The sequence below is a fragment of the Akkermansia muciniphila genome (assembly GCF_018709685.1).
Classification (GTDB): Bacteria; Verrucomicrobiota; Verrucomicrobiia; order Verrucomicrobiales; family Akkermansiaceae; genus Akkermansia; species Akkermansia muciniphila_E.
Genome location: NZ_JABDHQ010000003.1, coordinates 207,735 through 230,418, shown reverse-complemented (window position 1 = coordinate 230,418; position 22,684 = coordinate 207,735). Strand labels below are relative to the sequence as shown.

16 protein-coding genes and 2 tRNA genes are annotated in these 22,684 nt (G+C 58.8%); 3 read left to right on the top strand and 15 right to left on the bottom strand.

The annotated features are described in order from the left end of the window. Window positions 1-401: 401 nt before the first annotated feature. The 15 genes from rpoC to tig form a co-directional block, all read right to left on the bottom strand. Window positions 402-4,598, bottom strand: coding sequence for a DNA-directed RNA polymerase subunit beta' (gene rpoC / locus HHJ06_RS03685; RefSeq protein ID WP_215427682.1), 4,197 nt, complete (start codon window positions 4,596-4,598; stop codon window positions 402-404). Between the two features lie 74 nt (window positions 4,599-4,672). Then, on the bottom strand, window positions 4,673-8,611 hold the full coding sequence (gene rpoB, locus HHJ06_RS03680; RefSeq protein ID WP_215427679.1) for a DNA-directed RNA polymerase subunit beta: 3,939 nt from the start codon (window positions 8,609-8,611) through the stop codon (window positions 4,673-4,675). 202 nt (window positions 8,612-8,813) lie between these two features. Continuing rightward, on the bottom strand, window positions 8,814-9,185 hold the full coding sequence (gene rplL / locus HHJ06_RS03675) for a 50S ribosomal protein L7/L12 (RefSeq protein ID WP_022396951.1): 372 nt from the start codon (window positions 9,183-9,185) through the stop codon (window positions 8,814-8,816). A gap of 158 nt (window positions 9,186-9,343) precedes the next feature. Beyond that, window positions 9,344-9,847 (bottom strand): 50S ribosomal protein L10, encoded by a 504-nt coding sequence (rplJ, locus tag HHJ06_RS03670; RefSeq protein ID WP_102715173.1) that lies wholly within the window; start codon window positions 9,845-9,847, stop codon window positions 9,344-9,346. Window positions 9,848-9,868: 21 nt separating this feature from the next. Then, window positions 9,869-10,570, bottom strand: a complete 702-nt coding sequence (gene rplA, locus HHJ06_RS03665) for a 50S ribosomal protein L1 (RefSeq protein ID WP_102715175.1) — start codon at window positions 10,568-10,570, stop codon at window positions 9,869-9,871. Window positions 10,571-10,620: 50 nt separating this feature from the next. Continuing rightward, window positions 10,621-11,049 (bottom strand): 50S ribosomal protein L11, encoded by a 429-nt coding sequence (gene rplK / locus HHJ06_RS03660; protein WP_102715177.1) that lies wholly within the window; start codon window positions 11,047-11,049, stop codon window positions 10,621-10,623. A 63-nt stretch (window positions 11,050-11,112) separates the two neighbouring features. Beyond that, on the bottom strand, window positions 11,113-11,682 hold the full coding sequence (nusG, locus tag HHJ06_RS03655; RefSeq protein ID WP_012420087.1) for a transcription termination/antitermination protein NusG: 570 nt from the start codon (window positions 11,680-11,682) through the stop codon (window positions 11,113-11,115). A gap of 27 nt (window positions 11,683-11,709) precedes the next feature. Further along, on the bottom strand, window positions 11,710-11,937 hold the full coding sequence (locus HHJ06_RS03650; RefSeq protein WP_012420088.1) for a preprotein translocase subunit SecE: 228 nt from the start codon (window positions 11,935-11,937) through the stop codon (window positions 11,710-11,712). Window positions 11,938-11,970: 33 nt separating this feature from the next. After that, window positions 11,971-12,046 (bottom strand) — tRNA-Trp (locus HHJ06_RS03645). Window positions 12,047-12,141: 95 nt separating this feature from the next. Next, the gene (tuf, locus tag HHJ06_RS03640; RefSeq protein WP_215427677.1) at window positions 12,142-13,326 is read right to left on the bottom strand and encodes an elongation factor Tu; all 1,185 of its coding nucleotides are present in this window, start codon (window positions 13,324-13,326) and stop codon (window positions 12,142-12,144) included. A 44-nt stretch (window positions 13,327-13,370) separates the two neighbouring features. Then, window positions 13,371-13,445 (bottom strand) — tRNA-Thr (locus HHJ06_RS03635). Between the two features lie 205 nt (window positions 13,446-13,650). Further along, on the bottom strand, window positions 13,651-14,733 hold the full coding sequence (tsaD, locus tag HHJ06_RS03630) for a tRNA (adenosine(37)-N6)-threonylcarbamoyltransferase complex transferase subunit TsaD (protein ID WP_215427675.1): 1,083 nt from the start codon (window positions 14,731-14,733) through the stop codon (window positions 13,651-13,653). Window positions 14,734-14,749: 16 nt separating this feature from the next. Continuing rightward, entirely contained in the window at window positions 14,750-16,120 is a 1,371-nt protein-coding gene (gene clpX, locus HHJ06_RS03625; RefSeq protein ID WP_215427673.1) for an ATP-dependent Clp protease ATP-binding subunit ClpX, read from the bottom strand. A 36-nt stretch (window positions 16,121-16,156) separates the two neighbouring features. Continuing rightward, on the bottom strand, window positions 16,157-16,813 hold the full coding sequence (locus HHJ06_RS03620) for an ATP-dependent Clp protease proteolytic subunit (protein ID WP_286010582.1): 657 nt from the start codon (window positions 16,811-16,813) through the stop codon (window positions 16,157-16,159). Window positions 16,814-16,938: 125 nt separating this feature from the next. Further along, on the bottom strand, window positions 16,939-18,249 hold the full coding sequence (tig, locus tag HHJ06_RS03615; protein ID WP_215427671.1) for a trigger factor: 1,311 nt from the start codon (window positions 18,247-18,249) through the stop codon (window positions 16,939-16,941). 364 nt (window positions 18,250-18,613) lie between these two features. On the opposite strand from tig, the gene bamA reads away from it, so the two are divergent. The 3 genes from bamA to metF are packed head-to-tail and all read left to right on the top strand — an operon-like array spanning window position 18,614 to window position 22,673. Beyond that, window positions 18,614-20,932: an outer membrane protein assembly factor BamA gene (bamA, locus tag HHJ06_RS03610; protein WP_251841402.1), complete on the top strand. Its 2,319-nt coding sequence runs from the start codon at window positions 18,614-18,616 to the stop codon at window positions 20,930-20,932. A 20-nt stretch (window positions 20,933-20,952) separates the two neighbouring features. After that, window positions 20,953-21,702 carry a hypothetical protein gene (locus tag HHJ06_RS03605; RefSeq protein ID WP_215427667.1) on the top strand — a complete coding sequence of 250 codons (750 nt, stop codon included), beginning with the start codon at window positions 20,953-20,955 and terminating at the stop codon, window positions 21,700-21,702. A 35-nt stretch (window positions 21,703-21,737) separates the two neighbouring features. Continuing rightward, window positions 21,738-22,673: a methylenetetrahydrofolate reductase [NAD(P)H] gene (metF, locus tag HHJ06_RS03600; protein ID WP_215427665.1), complete on the top strand. Its 936-nt coding sequence runs from the start codon at window positions 21,738-21,740 to the stop codon at window positions 22,671-22,673. Window positions 22,674-22,684 lie beyond the last annotated feature (11 nt).

The following is a 22,684-nucleotide window of genomic DNA, read 5'->3' as shown; positions in this document are numbered from 1 at the left end:
GTGAAGACTCTATTTTTGGTTAGATAGGAATGCAAGGCATTCTATGTAAAAATCTTGCATCTTTATCTATTTTCAAGCAACCGCGTTTTTTCTAAAAAAGGGGAGCTTTTATCAGATGTAGCGGTAAGTTCCGCGTGGGCCCAGCGGTTATATGGAAAAAGGGCCTGGACCCGGTGTCCCCCGCCAGGCAGGACGATCGTGCGGTGCCGCATTTCCGCCCCTTTCCGGGGGTGGAAATGGCGGAAAACGGAATGTTCATTCATCCGGAGGTTTTGTTCCGGAGGAAGATGAAAGAAAGGCGCCCGGCCTGGAAACCCGGTGCGGCTGCTTTTCCCCTGGCATAAAAAATGCGGGGCCTTCATTCAGAAGGCCCCGCAGGTTGAGGTGTTGCCGGGAACGGCTTAGCGCTCGTTGTCGAAGTTGATGGTATCGTTCAATACGTCTTCGGCAAACTCGGCCGCTTCCTCATCTTCCCCGGCCAGAGCGATTTCTTCCGCGCCTTCCGCGGGCTCCACTTCAATCTTGCTGTACAGGGGGAACCCGGTACCGGCAGGGATGAGGTGGCCCATGATGACGTTTTCCTTGAAGCCTTCCAGCATGTCGGTCTTGCCGAGGGTGGAGGCTTCCGTCAGCACGCGCGTGGTATCCTGGAAGGATGCGGCGGAGATGAAGGATTCCGTTTCCAGAGAGGCCTTCGTGATGCCGAGCAGAACGGGCTTGGCGGCGGCAGGCTGGCCGCCCTGGGCTACGGTCTGTTCGTTGATGCGGTCGAAGGTGGTTTTGTCCACCTGGTCGCCCCACAGGAATTCGGTGTTGCCGGGTTCCGTGATGACTACCTTGCGGAGCATCTGGCGCACGATGATTTCCACGTGCTTGTCATTGATTTCCACCCCCTGGAGGCGGTAGACTTCCTGCACCTCGTTGACGAGGTGTTCCTGCAGGCTGTCCTTGCCGCAGACGTCCAGGATTTCTTCCGGAGAAACGGGGCCTTCCGTAAGCTGGTCGCCCAGATGCACATGGTCGTCTTCGTGAACGATGACGTGCTTGTTCATCGGCACCAGGTGGTCCACCAGTTCACCCGTGGGGGTTTCAATGGTGATGACCTTCTTGCCGCGGGAGGTGTTCTTGCTGCTGAGGCGCACAATGCCTTCCACGCGTGCAATGGTGCAGGCGTCCTTGGGCTTGCGGGCTTCAAACAGTTCCGCCACGCGGGGCAGACCGCCGGTGATGTCCTTCGTCTTGGCCACCTTGCGGGGCGTCTTGGCCACCATTGTGCCGGCGGAGATGTTTTCTCCGTCTTCCACGGTGAGGTTGGCGCCTGCGGGAATGGCGTGGTGGGCCAGGACTTCACGGGTCTTGGCGTCACGGATGACGACCTGCGGGTGAAGTTCCTGCTTGTGTTCCATCACGACGAGGGAGGAGGTGCCGGTTTCACGGTCCGTTTCCTTGGAGACGGTGATGCCGACGATCATGTCCTTGAATTCGACCACACCGCCCTTTTCAGCGATGACGGGCACGTTGTACGGGTCCCAGGTGGCCAGGGTCTCATCCTTCTTGATGGCGCCGCCGTTGGGCACGTACAGGATGGTACCGATGACGGGCTGGTAGGATTCCAGTTCGCGGCCCTGTTCGTTTTCAATGCGGACGGAGCAGTTCTTGTTCAGGACGACGAAGTTGCCGTCTGCGTTTTCCACCGTGCGGAGGTCTTCCGTGTAGATGACGCGGCCGTCGTTCTTCGCTTTCACGATGGGCTGCTTGAACGCCGTAGTAGCAGTGCCGCCCACGTGGAACGTACGCATGGTAAGCTGCGTGCCGGGTTCACCGATGGACTGGGCGGCGATGATGCCGACCGCTTCCCCGATCTTCACTTCCTGGCCGGTGGCCAGGTTCAGGCCGTAGCACTTGGCGCAGCAGCCCTTCTTGAGTTCGCAGGTGAGCACGGAACGGATCTTCAGCTGTTCAATGCCGATCTTTTCCAGTTGTTCCGCCTGCTTTTCATTGATGAGGTCGTTGATGTCCACGATGATTTCACCGTTGACGGGGTCAACAATGCGTTCGCAGGAGGTGCGGCCATAGATGCGGGAGGCCAGGGACGCCACTTCTTCATCACCGTCATAGATGGCGTGAACGGTGATGCCGTTGCTGGTGCCGCAGTCTTCCGCATGGACGATGACGTCCTGGGCCACGTCCACCAGCTTGCGGGTCATGTAGCCGGAGTCAGCCGTCTTCAGGGCGGTGTCTGCCAGACCCTTGCGGGCGCCGTGGGTGGAGATGAAGTATTCCAGTACGGACAGGCCTTCACGGAAGTTGGCCGTAATGGGCTGTTCAATAATTTCACCGCTGGGCTTGGCCATCAGGCCGCGCATGCCGGAGAGCTGCTTGATCTGCGCCTTGTTGCCTCGGGCGCCGGAGTCCACCATCATGAAGAGCGGGCTGGCCATCTTGGAGCCTTCGTTGTGTTCCAGCTTGCGGTACAGGGCCGCCTGGATCACGTCCGTGGTCTGGGTCCAGATGTCCACCACCTTCTGGTAGCGTTCACCGTCCGTGATGATGCCGTTCTTGTACTGGCGGGTCACCTTGTCCAGTTCCGCATAAGCCTTCTCGATTTCCGTCTTTTTCTGGGACGGAACGACCATGTCCACAATGCCGATGGAGCAGCCGGAACGGGTAGCTTCCTTGAAGCCCAGGTTTTTCAGGGAGTCCAGGGTCTTCACAGTGCGTTCCTTGCCCACGGTCTGGTAGCAGCGCCAGATGATGTCGCCCATCTGCTTCTTGCCCACGTTGCGGTTGATGTAACCGAGTTCCCGGGGCCAGATTTCATTGAAGCGGACGCGTCCGGCGGTGGTGACAAGGACTTTCTTGGTCACGTCCCCGTACACGACGTCGGAAGGCTTTTTGCCGTAGTCCGGGTTGTGCAGGCGGATCCAGTCATGGTAGCCGATCTTGCGGGCGGCAATGGCGTATTCCACTTCATCGATGGATTCGAAGAGGGGGAGGTGATGATGGTTGTCCTGGTTGTTCTGCACTTCCGCTGCACGGGTGTGCGTCAGGAAGTACGCGCCCAGAATAATATCCTGCGTAGGCGTGGCGATGGGTTTGCCGGAGGCCGGGGAGAAGATGTTGTTGGGCGCCAGCATGAGCTGACGGGCTTCCATCTGGGCTTCTACGGACAGCGGCACGTGCACGGCCATCTGGTCACCGTCGAAGTCAGCGTTGTACGCGTTACAGACGAGCGGGTGCAGACGGATGGCGGAGCCTTCAATCAGGACCGGTTCAAAGGCCTGGATAGAGAGGCGGTGCAGGGTGGGGGCGCGGTTGAGCATCACCGGGTGGCCCTTGGTGACTTCTTCCAGGATGTCCCACACTTCCGGCGTCTTGCGGTCAATGAGCTTTTTGGCGGAGCGCACGGTGTGCACGTAGCCCAGCTCTTTCAGGCGGTGGATGATGAAGGGTTCAAACAGGATAAGGGCCATCTTCTTGGGGAGGCCGCACTGGTTGAGCTTCAGTTCCGGGCCGATCACGATGACGGAACGGCCGGAGTAGTCCACGCGCTTGCCGAGCAGGTTCTGGCGGAAACGGCCTCCCTTGCCCTTCAGCATGTCGGAGAGGGATTTAAGGGGGCGGTTGCCGGCGCCCGTGACGGCGCGACCATGGCGGCCGTTGTCGAACAGGGCGTCCACGGCTTCCTGGAGCATGCGCTTTTCATTGCGGATGATGACTTCCGGAGTCTTGAGGCTCAGGAGGGTCTTCAAGCGGTTGTTGCGGTTGATGACGCGGCGGTACAGGTCATTCAGGTCAGACGTGGCGAAGCGGCCGCCTTCCAGCGGAACCAGCGGGCGCAGGTCCGGGGGAATCACGGGCAGCACGTTCAGGATCATCCATTCCGGGCGCGTGTTGGACTGAAGGAAGCCCTGGGCCAGCTTCAGGCGCTTGGCGATCTTGCGCTTGTTCTGCTTGGAGTTGGTGTTGTCCAGCTGTTCCTGCAGGTCCGTGACGAGGGTGGCCAGGTCAATGGAGGAAAGCATCTTCTGGATGGCTTCCGCGCCCATGCCGGCTTCAAAGCTGTCATAGCCGTATTCGTCTTCCGCATTGCGGAATTCTTCTTCCGTCAGGATGGCTCCCTTTTCCAGGGGAGTGCTGCCGGGGTCTACCACGATGTAGTCTTCATAGTAGATCACGCGTTCCAGATGGCGGGCGGTCATGTCAAGCATGAGGCCGATGCGGCTGGGCATGCACTTGTAGAACCAGATGTGGGAGACCGGAACGGCCAGTTCAATGTGGCCCATGCGTTCACGGCGGACGCGCGCGTTGGTTACTTCCACGCCGCAGCGGTCACAGGTGATGCCCTTGTGCTTGATGCGCTTGTACTTGCCGCAGGCGCACTCCATGTCACGGGTGGGCCCGAAGATGCGTTCGCAGAACAAGCCGCCTTTTTCCGGCTTGAACGTGCGGTAGTTGATGGTTTCCGGGTTGACGACTTCACCGAAGGACCAGCTGCGGATGGTATCCGGGTCCGCCACGGTGATGGCAACCTGGTCAAAGGTCCGGGGTTTGTCGCTCAGACCGTGCATTTCCCTGATGGTGGGGGTATCAGACATATAATAAAAGTTTTGAAGAATGTTTGATGCCCACTCCCGCGTCTTGCGGCACGGGAGTGGAATACGGTGGATGTTTAGAATTTAAGGTCGGAGAAGTCGACGTCCGCCAGGCCGGCCATGTCGTCGCTGTCAAAGCCTTCCGTCATGCCGTCCACGGGGGTGAGGTCCGTATCGCCAAGCTGCAGGGAGGGTTGGTCATCCTTGCTGCCGGGGCGCACGTTCAGGCCCAGGGACTGCATTTCCTTCATCAGAACGTTGAAGGATTCCGGAGTTCCGGCTTCCAGGGTGTTGTCCCCCTTCACGATGGATTCGTAAATGCGGGTGCGGCCCTGCACGTCGTCAGACTTCACGGTGAGGAGTTCCTGGAGGGTGTAGGCGGCGCCATAGGCTTCCAGCGCCCACACTTCCATTTCCCCGAAACGCTGGCCGCCGTACTGGGCCTTGCCGCCCAGGGGCTGCTGCGTGACCAGGCTGTACGGACCCACGGCGCGGGCGTGAATCTTGTCCGCCACCAGGTGGTTCAGCTTGAGCATGTAGGTCTGGCCTACCACTACCGGGTTGTGGAAGGGTTCGCCGGTCAGGCCGTCATAGAGGGTGCTCTTGCCGCCCACGGTGCCGTCCTTGCCGTCGCCGATCCAGGTGAAGCCGTCCACTTTCTTGGCTTCGGACATGTAGTTCCAGATGGTGTCTTCACTGATGCCGTCGAACACCGGGGTGGCCACCTTGAAGCCGAGGGCCCTGGCAGCGATGCCGAGGTGGGCTTCAAGCACCTGCCCTACGTTCATTCGGGAAGGCACGCCCAGGGGGTTCAGAACGATGTCCACCGGAGTGCCGTCCGCGAGGAAGGGCATGTCCTGTTCAGGAACGATCTTGGCTACCACGCCCTTGTTGCCGTGGCGGCCGGCCATCTTGTCGCCCACGCCGAGCTTGCGCTTGGCGGCGATGTACACCTTGACTTCCTTCAGTCCGCCGGGTTCGGATTCGTCACCGGATTCCATCTGGTCCAGCCTGTGCTCACGTTCGTCATCCAGTTCCGTGAAGCGGCCTTCAAAGGAGGTGATGATTTCCAGAATCTTGTTGCGGATCGGGCTGGGTTCGATTTCGATGTGGTCGTGCACCAGGGCCAGCTTGCGCAGCAGGGTCTTGGTGATCTTGCGGTTGGCCGGGATGATGATTTCACCGGTCTGTTCGTTGACCACGTCCAGCGGGATTTTTTCGCCTAGAAGAATGTCGGAAAGCTTCTTGGTCAGCTGGTCAATGAGCTGTTCCTTCTTCTTCTTGTGCTCGTCATTGATCTTCTTGAACTGCTTCTTCTTTTCCGCGCTGTCCACGACGAGGTCGCCGCGGTGATGGCCGGAGCCCGTGGAAGAGATGCGCACATCCATCACGATGCCGGTGCAACCGGAGGGAACACGGAGGGAGGTGTCTTTCACTTCCGCAGCCTTTTCACCGAAGATGGCGCGCAGGAGGCGTTCTTCCGGAGCCAGTTCCGTTTCAGACTTGGGAGTGATCTTGCCCACGAGGATGTCGCCGGGCTTCACTTCCGCGCCGATGCGGATGACGCCGTCATGGTCCAGGTTTTTCAGGGCTTCGTCACCGGCGTTCGGAATGTCGCGGGTGATTTCTTCCGGGCCCAGCTTGGTGTCGCGGGCCTGCACTTCAAACTCGGAGATGTGGATGGAGGTGAAGGTGTCTTCCTTCACGGTCTTTTCGGAGATGACGATGGCGTCTTCGAAGTTGTAGCCGTTCCACGGCATATATGCCACCAGCACGTTGCGGCCGAGGGCCAGTTCGCCCTGGTCCGTGTTCGGGCCGTCGGCCAGCACGTCGCCGGTCTTGATCTTCTCGCCGCGGCGCACGATCGGACGCTGGTTGATGCAGGTTCCGGCGTTGGAACGCATGAACTTGCGCAGGGGATAGACGTAAACGCCGTTGTCGCGGTCAGTGCGCACGCTGTCCGGATCGGACAGGAACACTTCCGGACGTACGGGCAGTTCCCCGTCCTTCGTCGTGATGATGACTTCCGCCGAGGCGGCGGCTACTATGCCGTCCGCTTCCGCCAGAACGACGGAACGGGAGTCCCTGGCGCACTTTCCTTCGATGCCGGTTCCCACGTATGGAGATTCCGCTACCATCAGAGGCACGCCCTGGCGCTGCATGTTGGAGCCCATCAGGGCGCGGTTGGCATCGTCATGTTCCAGGAAGGGGATAAGACCGGCGGCGATGGAAACGAGCTGCTTGGGAGAAACGTCCATGTAATGCACGTCTGCCGGATCCACTTCGATGAATTCGCCTTTTTCACGGGCGGTTACGCGGGAGGTCGTGAAGTTGCCCTGTTCGTCCAGCGGGTTATTGGCCTGGGCGATGAGATAGCCTTCTTCCTGATCGGCGGTGACGTATTCGATGGTATTGGTGACCCTGCCATTTTCCACCTTGCGGTAAGGCGTTTCAATGAATCCGAATTCATTGATGCGGGCGTAGGTACACATGGAGTTGATCAGGCCGATGTTGGGACCTTCCGGCGTTTCAATGGGGCAAATGCGCCCGTAGTGGGAGGGGTGTACGTCCCGGACTTCGAATCCGGCCCGGTCACGGTTCAGGCCGCCGGGCCCCAGGGCGGAAAGACGGCGCTTGTGCGTCAATTCCGCGAGGGGGTTGATCTGGTCCATGAATTGGGAGAGCTGGGAGCGGCCGAAGAAGTCGCGCACGACGGCGCTGAGGGCCTTCGGATTGATGAGTTTGCTGGGCGTGACGCCTTCAATGTTCTGGTCAATGAGGGTCATGCGTTCCTTGACCAGGCGTTCCGTGCGGGCGAGGCCCACGCGGCACTGGTTGGCCATGAGTTCTCCCACAGCGCGCACGCGGCGGCTGCCCAGGTGGTCAATGTCGTCCACCATGCCTTCGCCCTTCTTGAGGCGCAGAAGGTACTTGAGGGCGGCCAGGAAGTCGTCCGCAGTCATCAGGCGCTGGTCCAGGCTGGTGTCCAGCCCGAGCTTCTGGTTGATCTTGTAGCGGCCCACGCGGGTGAGGTCGTACTTCTTGGGATCGTCAAAGAGCCTTTTGAGCAGGGTGCGAGCCTGGGCGGCCGTGGCGGGGTCGCCGGGACGGAGGCGCTTGTAGATTTCCTTGAGGGCGGATTCCTCGTCATGGGCGGGGTCCTTCTTCAGGGTCTTGATCAGCACGTCGTCTTCAGTCTGGTCAATGACGTCAATTTCCTTGATGCCGAACTGGAGGAGCTGGCGCACCACGCCCATGTTGAGCTGTTCAAAGGCCTTGGCGAGGACCAGGTCCTTGTCCTTGATGGTGTCCACGGCCACGAGGTTGTGCAGGTCTTCCTCCGTCATGTCTTCGCTCAGGGGAAGCGTGCGGATATCATAGAACTGGCTGACGATGTCGCGGTCCGTCTTGAAGCCCAGATAACGCATGAACGTCGTCGCAAGGAACTTGCGGCGGCGGCGGCGGCGGTCAAGGTAGACGTAGAGGAGGTCGTTGGTGTCAAACTGGACTTCCAGCCAGGAGCCGCGGTCCGGAATGATGCGGAAGGAGTGGAGGAGCTTGCCGTTCAGGTGCTGGGCGCTTTCAAAGCAGATGCCCGGGGAACGGTGGAGCTGGGACACGATCACGCGTTCGGCGCCATTGATCACAAAGGTGCCGCGGTTGGTCATCATGGGGAGTTCACCCATGTAGACCGTTTCTTCCTTGGATTCGTTGTCGGACTTGAGCTTGAAGGTGACCTGGAGGGCGGCGCTGTAGGTTTCCCCGGCGCGGATAGCCTCGTAATCGCTCATCTTCGGCTGTTCGATGTCGTAGGAGACGAAGTCGAGCTCAATGTTTTCGTCATAGCTCTTGATAGGAAAGATTTCCTTCAGAACGCCGTGTAACCCGATGTTTTTCCTGGCCGCGGCCGGGGTGTCCTGTTGTAGAAAATCGAAGTATGATTGAAGTTGAATCTCAATAAGGTTCGGAGGTTCGATGACTTCCTTGATATTCCCGAAGTAGAGTCGCTTTGACATGGGCTGCTGTGGCGGAGATGTTATGGGTTTGCATCCTGAAAAACCCGGATGCTGGGCTGATTGGTTCCTTCCTTGGGAGACGGAACCGACTGGAAGCGTTTTGACGGGTAAAAAGCCTCTAGTCGGTCACGCGGGATGTGAAGACGAGGAAGCGCAACAGGAGAAAAACGGGTTTTCTCCTGTTGCGCGGGAAGTAAAAAGCTTACTTGACGTCAACCTTGGCGCCAGCTTCTTCGAGCTTGGCCTTGGCGGCGTTAGCTTCGTCCTTGGAGACGGCTTCCAGGATGACGGCGGGGGTGCCTTCAACCAGTTTCTTGGCGTCCACCAGGCCGAGACCGGTCTTCACTTCGCGGACGGCCTTAATCACGGCGATCTTGTTGGCGCCGGCTTCCGTCAGGACGACGTTGAATTCGGTCTTTTCTTCTTCAGCTTCGGCAGGAGCGGCGGCGGCAGCGGCGGCTACGGGAGCAGCGGCGGAAACGCCCCACTTTTCTTCCAGGAGCTTGACGAGGTCGGCAGCTTCCAGGATGGTGAGGGTGCCGAGTTCTTCAGCGATTTTGTTAATATCAGCCATTGTATTGTTTTCTAGTTTGGTTTCGAGTCGCGCCAAGAGCCAACTTGGCATTTCAGTTCTCCGGCTGGAGTTCCGACAAGGAACCTGTAGGAGAGTCAGGCCCGGTTTTCACACATTTGGCTAGAGTGCAACCGGGCCGTCCGGTCAAGGGGTTAGTATTAGGCGGCGGGTTCTTCGCTGCCGCCGTTTTCTTTGTCCACATATGCCTGAATAACTCGGGCAAGAGCGGAACCGGCCGCATTGATGGTGCCAAGGAGCTTGGCCAGCAGCTGATCGCGGGGGGGCAGTTCACCGATGGCGCGGATCTGGTCCGCGGAGAGGACGTCGCCGTCCAGGATCGCCACCTTGTATTCAGCCTTCTTGGAGGCCTTGGCGAAGGTGTTGATGGCCTTGGCGGCGGCAGCCACGTCGGACGCGCCGGTCACGAAGGCGGTCTGGCCGACGAGGTGTTCGCCGATGTCGGGAAGGCCGGCGTCCGTCAGGGCCGTACGCATGAAGTTGTTCTTGGCTACGTGGCACTGGGCGCCGCAGGCGGCCAGGGCGGAACGCAGGTTGGTGAACTCAGGCACGGTGATCGAGGTGTAATCCACGACGATCAGGAACGGGGAGGCGTTGACGCGGGCGGTCAGGTCGTCAATGATGATACGCTTGTCAGGATTCATGATGTGCTAAATCGGTTCGGGTTACAGTTTGGCGATGGAAGCGGTGTCAACCGGGAGACCGGGGCACATGGCGCATGAAACGGTGACGGATTCGATGTAGGCGCCCTTGGCGGAAGCCGGGCGGGCCTTGACGACGGAATCAATCAGGGCAGCGATGTTTTCAGTGATGCCTTCATTGGAGAAGGACAGCTTGCCTACAGCGGCGGAGATGTTGGCGTTCTTGTCAACCTTGTAGTCAACGCGGCCGGCCTTCACTTCCTTCACGGCCTTGGCCGTGTCATCCGTAACGGTGCCGGTTTTCGGGTTGGGCATCAGGCCGCGCGGACCCAGCACACGGGCAACCTTGCGGACCTCCGTCATGGCGTCGGGGGTGGCAATGGCCGTGTCAAAGTCAACGAAACCGTCCTGGACCTTCTTGATCAGGTCTTCAAAGCCCACGAATTCGGCTCCGGCTTCCTGGGCGGCCTTGGCGGCATCACCCTGGGCGAAGACGAGGACGCGGACGTTTTTACCCGTGCCGTTGGGCAGGGAGACGCTGCCGCGGACCATCTGGTCGGATTTGCGGGGGTCCACGGTCAGGTGGAAGGAAACGGTGACAGTCGGGTCAAATTTCGGGGCCGGGAAAGACTTCATGGTTTCCACGGCTTCCGTGATGCTGTAGTTCTTGTTAGGGGTAACAAGCTTGGCTGCTTCTTGATATCGCTTGCTGCGTTTGGTAGACATGTGTGTATTTGGCAGTGCGTTCGGATTGGTTAATCCTCCTGCGGTGAGTGTTACATACCTTCAACTTCGATGCCCATCTGGCGGGCCTGGCCGGCAAGGATGCGGGCGGCGCGTTCGGGGTCCTTCGTGTTGAGGTCCGGGAGTTTGGTGTTGACGACTTCCATCAGCTTGGCCTTGGAAAGAGTGGCGACCTTCTTTTTGTTCGGTTCGCCGGAGCCGGAAGGAATGCCGGCGGCCTTCTTGAGAAGCACGCTGCCCGGGGGCTGCTTGGTGATGAAAGAGAATGACTTGTCCTTGTAAACCGTGATGACGGTCGGCAGGAGGTCGCCGGCCTGCTTTTGCGTGGCGGCGTTGAACTCCTTGCAGAATGCCATGATGTTTACACCGGCCTGACCAAGTGCCGGACCCACGGGCGGGGAGGGGTTAGCAGCTCCGGCATTAATCTGGAGCTTAATGATTTTGGTTATTTCTTTTGCCATGGTTTTGCTTTGTTAGCGGAGAAAATGAACGGGAGAAGCCTGCGGTTTTCCGGATGGGGCAGCTCAGGCTTTTTCAACCTGCCAGTATTCCAGGTCCACCGGGGTAGCGCGGCCAAAGATGGAGACGCTGACGCGCAGCTTGCCTTTTTCGGGGTCGATTTCTTCGATGGTGCCTTCCTGGCTCTGGAACGGGCCTTCGCAGACGCGCACGGGATCCCCGACGGCGAATTCCACCTTGGGGCGGGCGGCTACGGCTTCCGCGTCCAGCAGGGGCAGAAGGTCTTCCACCTCGCGCTTGCGCATGGGGAGGGGGGCGTTGCGGGAACCGGCGATGCTGATGACGCCGTCAATCTGCTGAATGAAGTACCAGAGGTCCTTGTTCAGGGTGCCGTCCGCTTCCAGCAGGTACATGTTGGCATAGACGTAGCCGGGGAAGAGTTTGCTGTGGCGTTCCGTCTTTTTGCCGTTGCGCACTTCGGAGATGAGTTCCGTGGGGACTTCAACGCGGTAGATGAAGTCGGAAAGTTCGGCGTCCTTTGCCTTGCGGATGATGCGGTCACGAACGCTGTTTTCCTGTCCGGAGAGGACGTGAAGAACATACCATTGTTCGTGAGGCTCTGGGGTACTGGGCATGATCGGAGAAAGAAAGTGGGAGTAAAACTAGATAGCCAACTGAATGAGGTAGTTGACCACGCTGTGAAGAAAGATGTCGAACGATGCAACAAACGCGCCAAGGAAGACCATGGCAATCAGTACGACGAGAGTGGAACCCCAGAGTTCGCGGAATTTTTTAAAACCTTTCACCTTGGGGTCGCTTTCCCAGGGCCAGGTGGTCTTCTTAAGTTCGCCCTTAACTTCGGCGATGAATTGAGAAATCTTGCGAAACATGCTTCAAGGTGGGGTGATGTATTTGGAAAGAAGTGGCAGGTCAGGAGGGACTCGAACCCCCAACATTTGGTTTTGGAGACCAACGCTCTACCAATTGAACTACTGACCTGTTGAAGTCTCTTCTTTCGTGGGAAATGAGGGGGCCTCCGGGGAGACCCCCTCATTAAACCTGATGTAGATTCCTCTACAAGTTCCCGGAGGAACTTAGTCAAGGATTTCGCTGATACGACCGGCACCAACGGTGCGGCCGCCTTCGCGGATAGCGAATCGCATGGCCTTTTCCATGGCGATCGGAGTGATGAGCTGGACTTCCAGGTTGACGTTGTCACCAGGCATCACCATTTCCACGCCTTCGGGAAGGGTGCAGCAACCGGTCACGTCCGTCGTGCGGAAGTAGAACTGCGGGCGGTAGTTGTTGAAGAACGGGGTGTGACGGCCGCCTTCTTCCTTGGTCAGGACGTAAACTTCAGCCTTGAAGTTCTTGTGGGGCTTCACGGTGCCGGGCTTGATGATCACCTGGCCGCGTTCAATGTCTTCCTTCTTCAGGCCGCGGAGGAGCAGGCCAACGTTGTCACCGGCCTGACCTTCGTCAAGCAGCTTGCGGAACATTTCAATGTCCGTAACGGCGGTCTTCTGGGTGTCCTTGATGCCGATGATTTCCACTTCTTCCATCTTCTTGACGATACCGCGTTCGATACGTCCGGTAGCCACGGTGCCGCGGCCGGAGATGGAGAATACGTCTTCCACAGGCATGAGGAAGGGCTGGTCAACGGGGCGTTCAGGCTGCGGGATGTAGGAGTCAACAGCGGCCATGAGTTCCATGATGGAGTCTTCAGCGGCGGTGTCGCCTTCCAGAGCCTTAACGGCAGACCCCTTGATGATGGGGGTGTCGTCGCCCGGGAATTCGTATTCGTTGAGGAGTTCGCGGATTTCCATTTCCACGAGTTCGATGAGGTCGGGATCGTCAACCAGGTCGCACTTGTTCATGTAAACGACGATGGCGGGGACGCCCACCTGGCGGGCAAGGAGGATGTGTTCACGGGTCTGCGGCATCGGACCGTCGGAGGCGGCAACCACGAGGATGGCGCCGTCCATCTGAGCAGCGCCGGTGATCATGTTCTTCACATAGTCGGCGTGGCCGGGGCAGTCAACGTGGGCATAGTGACGGTTTTCCGTTTCGTATTCAACGTGGGCCGTGGAGATGGTAATGCCGCGTTCGCGTTCTTCGGGAGCGGCGTCGATCTGGTCATAGCCGCGTGCTTCGGCGAAACCCTTCTTAGCGAGCACTGAAGTAATGGCGGCGGTAAGGGAGGTTTTGCCGTGGTCAACGTGACCGATGGTGCCCACGTTCACGTGGGGCTTGTTGCGCTGGAATTGCTCTTTAGCCATAATGTTTTATTTAGGTTTGGGCTGCTATGGGTCTAGCTTGAAGATGGAGCTTCTGGCGGGAATTGAACCCGCGACCTCATCCTTACCAAGGATGCGCTCTACCCCTGAGCTACAGAAGCATAGACTTCTTCCGCCTTTCGCTGCTCTTAGAGAGTTGTAAATCCGCCCAAACCTGCGGTTCTAGCGGATAAATAGCATCCTCCCGTGTTGCCTGACGAAAAGCGGACGCTAGGTTACGTTTTTTAATGCAGGATGTCAATGAAAACATGAACATTTTTTTATCTTTATGCCGCAAATACGGGGTGTTCATGTATAATATCTTTATCAGGAATGCGTTGAATATTTAGACCTGTTCAGATCTTCCGTCAATTTGAGATTGGGGTCAACGTCTTCATCCAGAGAGTGGAACAATCCCCTGCGTGCTTTGAGGCAGGTGACATAGGCGATCATGGCGGCATTGTCCGTCGTCAGGTCGAAGTCCGGCAGCACCAGTTCCACCTTTTCACGGGCGCAGGCGGTCTTCAGCCTGGTACGCAGCTCCCCGTTGCAGGAGACGCCGCCGGAAACGGAAAGGGTGCGGTGGCCGGAGACGCGCAGGGCATGCAGCGCCTTGTGAATCAGAACGTCCGTCACGGCGCGCTGGAAGGAGGCGCATATATCCCGCAGGGTTTGCTCCGGCAGGTCATGCGGGTTGCCGCTTTCCGTCAGCTTGGGGAGCGTGTAGAGGACGGCGGTTTTCAGGCCGGAGAAGGAGACGTTGGCCGTGTGCTCCTTCATCAGGGCGCGGGGGAAGGAGAAGGCCTCCGGGTCTCCTCCCGCCGCCATGCGGTCTATTTCCGGACCGCCGGGGTACGGAAGGCCGAGCATTTTTCCTACCTTGTCAAAGGCTTCCCCCGCGGCGTCGTCCAGGGAACGGCCCAGCAGGCGGTAGTCTCCCACGCCGCGGACGTCCACAAAGAGGGTGTGGCCGCCGGAGACGACCATGCCCAGATGGGGCACGGGGCCTCCGGGACGTTTGACGAAGGGGGAGAGGAGGTGGCCTTCCAGATGGTTGACGGAGACGAAGGGCCTGCCCGTCGCCAGCGCCAGCGCCTTGGCCGTGCTGTTGCCCACCAGCAGGGCGGCTACCAGTCCGGGGCCTCCCGTGGCGCCGAAGACGTCAATGTCCGCCGGGGTGAGGCCGGCCTCCCGGCATGCGGCCCGGATGACGCCGGGAAGGTTCGCCGAGTGGTTGCGGGAAGCCAGCTCCGGCACCACGCCGCCGTGGCGGCGGTGAATGGCGATCTGGGAGGAGATGATGGAGGAGAGTATTTCCGGCGCTTCTTCCTCTCCGGCGGAACGCAGGATGGCTACTGCCGTTTCATCGCAGGAGGATTCTATTCCCAGAACGGTTAAGGATTCCGGCATGGCGGAGCGGGTGGAGTTAGGAGGCCTGGCGGATTTGCGCCGGTTTTTTGTCAGTAACCGTTTCCCTGGTGATGGTGACGGAGTCCGCATCATCCATGCTGGGCACCTTGTACATGACGTCCAGCATGAGGGTTTCAAAGATGGAACGCAGGGCGCGGGCGCCGGTGCCGCGTTCCATGGCTTCCGCGGCCATGGCTTTCAGGGCGTCCGGTTTCACGTCCAGCCTGGTGCCGTACATGGCGAGCAGCTTGGAGTATTGCTTGACCAGGGCGTTTTTGGGTTCCGTAAGCAGGCGCACAAGCTGGCCTTCATCCAGCTTGGCAAGCGGGCAGAAGATAGGCAGGCGCCCCACCAGTTCCGGAATCATGCCGAAGGAGAAGAGGTCTTCCGGCATGGCCTGGGCCAGGATTTCCTCTTCCGAGTATTCCTTGCGGTCGCGCTGTTCCGTGATAGCGCCAAAGCCCATCTGGGCGGAGCCGAGACGCTTGCGGATGATGTCTTCCAGTCCGACGAAGGCCCCCCCCACGATGAAGAGGATTTTTTCCGTGTTGACGCGGATGTATTCCTGCTGCGGGTGCTTGCGGCCCCCGGTGGGCGGAACGTTGCAGATGGTGCCTTCAATGATTTTCAGCAGGGCCTGCTGCACGCCTTCCCCGGAGACGTCCCGCGTGACGGAGACGTTCTGGGTCTTGCGGCCTATTTTGTCGATTTCATCCACATAGATGATGCCCTGTTCCGCCTTGGCCACGTCAAAGTTGGCGGCCTGGAGAAGGCGCAGGATGATGTTTTCCACGTCTTCCCCCACGTAGCCGGCTTCCGTCAGCGTGGTGGCGTCCACAATGCAGAAGGGGACGTTGAGCATTTTTGCCAGCGTTTTTGCCAGCAGGGTTTTTCCGGAGCCGGTGGGGCCGGCCAGCAGAATGTTGGATTTTTCAATTTCCACGTCGTCCAGGGATTCGTCTTCCAGCATCACGGCGCTCTGGCGCAGGCGCATGTAGTGGTTGTACACGGCTACGGAGAGCACTTTTTTGGCGTAATCCTGGCCAATGACGTACTGGTTGAGCGTGGCGCACATTTCTTCCGGCGTGGGCAGCGGGCCTTCGTAGGCGGCTGTCCCGCCGGCGGTGTCCTTGAGCATGTCCGCGGCCGCGGCCTTGCGGGCCTCCGCCTGGCACATGGCATAGGCGGAGGGCTCCATGTTCAGGATGCCCTGGATGAAACGGGTTGCCAGCGGAAGGCCGGTATCCTTCACAATCATGTTGACGCAAATTTCAACGCAATTGTTGCAGATGTAGAAGTCTTCCGCAATCTGGATGAGCTTGTCCACCTTGTTCCCGGGCTTGCCGCAGCAGGAACAGGCAGGAATATGGGGGCTGGAACCGGACATGGTTTTGCAGGTAGAGAGAAATACGCCGGGGGAGGCTTAGGCCTTGCCCTTCTTTTTGTCGTCCTGGCTCTCGGAATGATGGGTCAGCACCTTGTCCACCAGGCCGTAGGCGGCGGCTTCCTCAGCGGTCATGTAGTTGTCGCGGTCGGCATCCTTTTCAATCTGCTTTTCCGTTTTTCCGGTGTGCTTGGCCAGAATGCCGTTGAGGCGCTTTTTGAGGTTGAACATGAAGCCGATGGTGCGTTCCACGTCGGAGGCGGTGCCCTGGGCGCCGCCGGAAACCTGGTGGATCATCACATGGGAGTTCGGCAGGCAGAACCGCTTGCCGGGCGTGCCCGCGGCCAGCAGGACGGAGCCCATGGAAGCGGCGATGCCCAGGCAGTACGTGTTCACGTCGCAGGAAACGAACTGCATCGTGTCGTAAATCGCCAAGCCCGCCGTGACGGAGCCGCCGGGGGAGTTGATGTAGACATGAATGTCCTTTTTCGGATCGGCCATCTGGAGGAACAGAAGCTGGGCGATGACGGAGTTCGCCACATCATCGTCAATGGCGGAGCCGATGAAGATGACGCGGTCCTTCAGGAGGCGGGAGTAGATGTCAAAGGCGCGTTCGCCGCGGCCGTCCTGCTCCACCACCATGGGGACGTAGTAGGCGTTCATGGGGCCTGATTTGGAAGATTGGTCTTGAAACATAGTGTTGTTAAAGATGCTGGTGTTGTCTTGTTCAATGTATTTTCCCCGCCTGCCGGATACAAAACGGGGGAGTCGGGCATGTGCGCGCCAACTCCCCCTGGTAAGGTGTCTTGTGCAGAGGAGGGTTATTGCTCGTCTACCGTTACTTTGGCTTCTTTTGTCAGGAAGTCCAGTACCTTGGCTGTCAGCAGGCTCATTCTGATGCCATGCACGCGGCCTTCGCGCTGGAGTTCGCGGATGTAGGACTTGAGGTTCTTTTTCTGCTGGCGCGCCTGGCGTGCCACTTCATTGTAAAGTTCCATTTCCGTGACGGCGATTTTTTCCACCTGGGCCACTTCCTGAAGCATGAAGAATACCTTGAGATTGCGCTTGGCTTCCTTTCTGGCTTCTTCACGGGCCTCTTCCACAAACTTGTCCATGTCCGCCGGGGCGTTTCCGCTGTACATGGCCTGCTGCATCTTTTGCTGAAGGATGCCGTACACTTCGCGTTCCACGACGGCTTCCGGCAGGTTGAAGTTCAGCAGGTCCGCCAGCTTTTCCGTGATCTGGTCAGCCTTCGCTTCGTCAATCTGCGCAGTCTTGCGCTGGGCCAGGTTTTCCTTCAGGGCGGTTTTCAGGTCTTCCAGGTTCTTGCCGGGAAGCACTTTTTCCGCAAAGGCGTCATCCATGGCCGGGAGTTCCTTTTCACGAACTTCCTTGACGGTAGTGTGGAACACAAGTTCCTTGCCGCGCAGGTCTTCAATCGGGAAGGTATCCGGAATGGTGACGGTGATGTCCTTGCTTTCGCCGGCTTTCAGGCCTTCCAGGGCGGAGGCGAAGCCGGGCAGGAACTGATCGTCTTCCACTTTCATCCACTGGCCTTCACGGCCTTCCAGGAAGCCTACGGGCTTGCCGACGGCTTCCGCCACGGGCTTGTCTTCCAGCGTGGTTTTGAAATCAATGATCGCCACGTCGTCCTTCTTGGCGGCGCGGTCCACGGGAGTGAACTCCGCGATCTGCTCGGCCAGGGACTTCAGGGCTTCCTCCACGTCCGCTTCCGTCACCTCGGAGGAGGGAACCTTGACTTCAATGCCCTTGTACTCCGGCAGTTCGAACTCGGGAACCACGGTCATCGTGCTGGTGGCGGTGTAGTTGCCCTTGTCATCCAGGGACTGTTCCGGCTTGCCGAAGTTAAGCACTTTCAATTTGGGGTTTTCTTCCAGGGCGGCGGAGCAGGCCGTTTCAAAAAGGTTGTCCAGCAATTCTTCCTCAATTTCCTTCTTGAAGCGCTTTTCAATGATGGACTTGGGCGTTTTGCCGGGACGGAAGCCGGGCAGCTTGGCTTTGCCGGCGTAGGAGTCCACAATGGAGGCGCGGCGTGCAGCCGTGGTTTCTGCGGGGATGGAAGCTTTCAGCGTGGCTGTGCAGTCCGGTTGAATATCAACGTTGATTTCCATAAATAATACGGTCAGTGTTAATTGAAAGTGGTTCTGTCTCGGCTCCGGGATGACAGCAGCGGTCAAAACACGGGCGGCGGTAAATGTAATGAGAGGGTATATGGAGTGCAAGCTATTGCACAGGAATGACACAATTGCCTTTCCCGGGCGCCTGCGCGCGCAAGGTAAAAATGCAGGGCAACTGCGTTCTACGCGGAATCACGTCTTGACTATGCAGGAGGAAAAGTCCTTTATATCCCAAGCATTAAGTTCAGCTCTCATGATTCGACCCGTTTTTTTGTGTGTTTCCTTCCCCCTGATGGCATGTTCGGCTGCTTTGGCCCAGGATAAGACTTCCCTTAACAGAGGCGGCTATGGTTCCGTGATGACGCCGGACCAGGTGGTGAAGGAACTGGGCCCGGAAACGGGGCTTCTGTCCGGGGACCAGGCGTATGAAGGCCGTCCCGTGAAGAGCGTTTCCGTGCGTTACAGGAGTACCGGCAAGACCGTGTCTGAAGACCGCCTGAAAAACCTGCTGGCTACGCAGCCGGGCACCAGCTATTCCCCGGAAGTGGTGAACAAGGATTTGGAACGCCTGCTGGAAAGCGGCCTGGTGGGCGGCAATACGACGGTGGCCGTGGAACCCTCCGGTGACGGCGTCTCCGTGGTGTTTGAAATGGCGGCCCAGAACCTGCTGGGCGGCGTGGGCTTCCGCGGCAACACAGCCTTTGACAACCGGGACCTTTCCGAGGAATGCGGCCTGAAAGGGGGGGAAGCCCTCAGCGACAAGGCGCTCAGCAGTGCCATCTCCAAGCTGCGCACCTATTATCAGGAAGCCCGGTATCCGGATGTGCGCGTATCCTATTTTTACCAGAAAACGGAACGCCCCGGCTTTGTGGACGTGGTCTTTGACATCAACGAAGGCAAGAAAGCCAACATCATCAACATTGACTTTGTCGGCAACGACCACATCAGCTCCAAGGACCTCCGCCAGGTGATGAAGACCAAGGAAAAGGGCTGGCTGACGTGGATTACCAAATCCGGACGCATTGACCGCGAACAGGTGGAGGACGATCTGGCTGAAGTAGTGACCTACTACCGCAACAAGGGTTACCTGCGCGTCAAGCTGGACAAGGTGGAGTACTTCGACGCCGGCAAGGGCAACGAGCAGAAGCTCACCATGAAGGTCACCCTTACTGAAGGCCGCCGCTACAAGGTGAACCAGGTCGCCTTCGGCCCCACCAAGGTGTTCACGGCCCAGGAGCTGATTCCCGGTCTGAGCATGTACAACGGGGATACCTATTCCGCCCAGAAGGTGGCTGACGATGTGACGATGATCCGCCGCTATTACGGCTCCCGCGGGTATGCGGACGCCGCCGTGCGCCCGGACATCCAGGAAGTGGGCATTGACCCCAGGACCGGCTATGGACAGATCAACATCGTTTACCATGTGACGGAAGGCAGCCCCTACCGCGTGGGCAACATCCGCCTGATTGGGAACAACCGCACGAAGGATTACGTGATCCGCCAGGAACTTCCCCTCCAGTCCAACGATCCCATGAACTCCGTGGACCTGGATACGGCCCAGAAGCGTCTCCAGAACCTGAACTATTTTGACATGGTGGACGTGGCGCAGGTGGGGTCCACTCGGCCGGGCTACCGAGACATCAACATTGAAGTGGCGGAAAAACGCACCGGGTCCCTGAACATCGGCGTGGCGTTCTCCTCCATTGAAAGCGTGTACCTCTTCGCGGGCATCACCCAGTCCAACTTTGACATGTATGACTGGTCCTCCTTCGTGGGGGGCGGCCAGCGCTTCGCCATCAACACCCGCGTGGGTTTTGAAACGCAGGACGCCAGCATCTCCTGGGTGGACCCGTGGTTCCTGCACCGCAAGCTGGCCTTCGGTACGGAAATCTTCTACAGCAACTCCACGTATTTCTCCGACTATTACGACCAGCAGAATTACGGCTTTGCCGTTTCCCTGCGCAAGCCGATCGGCGAACTGGATTACGTAAAGCTGGAATACCGCCTGGAACAGTACCAGATTGACGCCAAGGGGAACGCCCCCATCTTCTTCTGGATGCAGGACGGCGATTACCTGCGCAGCCACGTGGAACTTTCCTACACCATTGATACCCGTGACGCGCAGATATTCCCCCGCAAGGGCGGCAAGTTTGAGGTGCTGGCCGGCTATTCCGGCCTGGGCGGCGATGTGAAGACTTACAACTTCGGCATCAACGGCTCCTATTACTGGAACCTGCGCGGAGACACCATTTTCAGCATTAATGCCGGCGCCGCCACCGTGGATTCCTACGGCGACCATGACGTGCCCATTTTTGAACGCCTCTACCTGGGCGGTCCGTACAACATGCGCGGCTTCCGCTTCCGGGACGTGGCTCCGTACAATCCGGCTTTGAGCGGTGATGAAACGATGGGCGGCCGGTCCTCCTTCTTCTGCCAGTTTGAATACTCCATTCCCGTGATTGAAGAAGTGCGCGTCGCCGTGTTCTATGACATCGGCTTCGTTAACGGAGATTCCTTTGACTTCAGCGCGTCCAAGATCGTTTCCGACTACGGGATCGGCCTGCGCCTGAACCTTCCCATCGGCCCCCTGGCGGTAGACTACGCCATCCCGATCCAGAAGAACAACGCCATTGACCGTGGCGGACAATTCCAGTTCTATCTCAACTACTCCTATTAATCTCTCTACCCTTCGACGACATGAGCAGCTTCCGCATTCTGATTCTGGCATTCCTGGTGGTGGTCCTGGGCGTTCTGGGGATCATCTATGTGAACATTTCCTCAAGAATGGACGCGATCCAGCAACAGCAGCAGCTGGCCCCCGCGCCTGCTGCGGCGCCCGCCAGCCCCACCCCTTATCTGCCCATGCCTACCCAGGTTCCCAGCACGGCCGCCCAGCCGGTGGTGGTGGCGGACCCCGTGGTGAGCGAGGAACTGGCTCATGCCACGGCTGAGCTGGAACGGATGAAGAAGGAAAATGAAGACTTGAAAAAGCGCCACGCCATGGCGGAGGAGGAACGCGCCCTGCTGGACCGCCGGAGCATTGAAAAGGGTGATCCGCGCCTGCAATGGCTCAATGAGATCAAGGATGCGGAGCAGGTGGGCCGCGTGACGGAATACTACCGTGACGCCAACCTGGTCCTGTTCCAGGCCATCGGCCAGCCCGATCTGAAAGTGGGGCAGGAACTGGGCATCCGGAGGCGCGGAAGCATTTTTGTATCCCTGATTATCGACGGGGTTGATCCTGACGGCAAGGTGTTCCAGTCCTATGTGAAGCGCAACACGCTTTTTGACAACAATGACAAGGAAACCATCAAGCCGGGGGATGAAGTGATTGTCCCGCCAGCCAGCTGGCAGGAAAACATGTCTTCAGAAGGTGGTGCCGGAGCGGCTCCGTCCGCCGCCCCCTCTCCCGCACCCCAGCCGGTGATGATTCCCATGGAGCCGTAAGCGGATACGGATAGAGCCAAGCCAAGTAAAAAGAAGTGCATCTGAGAGAAAGATTGCAGTCGGCCGCGGGCCCCAGCCTGTCCTTTGAATTCTTCCCGCCTAAAAACGAGCAGGCCGCGGCGGCCCTGTACCGGACCATCCGTGAACTGGAGCCATACCACCCCAGCTTTGTCAGCGTAACGTATGGAGCGGGCGGTTCCACCCGGGAACTTACCCGCGAGGTGGTGCTGCGCATCCAGCATGAATCCCGCATTCCCACGGTGCCCCACCTCACCTGCGTGGGACACAGCCGGGATGAAGTATGGAACATCCTGGACCGGTACGCCCAGGCGGAGGTGAGGGCTGTTCTGGCCCTGCGGGGGGACCCTCCGCGCGGCGCGGCGGATTACAATCGTGATGCGGACGCCTTCCGCCATGCGGCGGACCTGGTGGCTTTTATCCGTGAATATAATGAATCCGGACGCCATCCGGACCCGGACGGGTTTGCCATAGGCGTGGCAGGTTTCCCGGAGGGTCATCCGGCCACTCCCAACCGCCTGCGTGAAATGGACTTCCTGAAAGCGAAGGTGGACGCCGGGGCGGATTACATCTGCACCCAGCTGTTTTTTGACAACCACGCTTTTCTGGACTACCGGGAGCGCTGCCTCCTGGCCGGCATCAAGGCCCCCATTCTGGCCGGCATCATGCCCGTGACCAGCCTCTCCGGCATGAACCGCATGGCGGAGCTCTCCGGTGGCACGTGTTTCCCGGCCCGGCTGCTCAAGGCGCTGAAGCGCGCCGGCTCCAATCCGGACGCCATTCAGGAAGTAGGTATCCAGTACGCCTCCAGCCAGTGCGCGGAGCTGCTGGATTCCGGCGTGGCTGGCATTCATTTCTATACGCTCAACCAGAGCCGCGCCACCCGGGAAATCTACAGGAACCTGGGCCTGAAGGATTCACTTCAGCTTCTGGAACATGGCGAAGATAAGTAAAAAGCTGATTG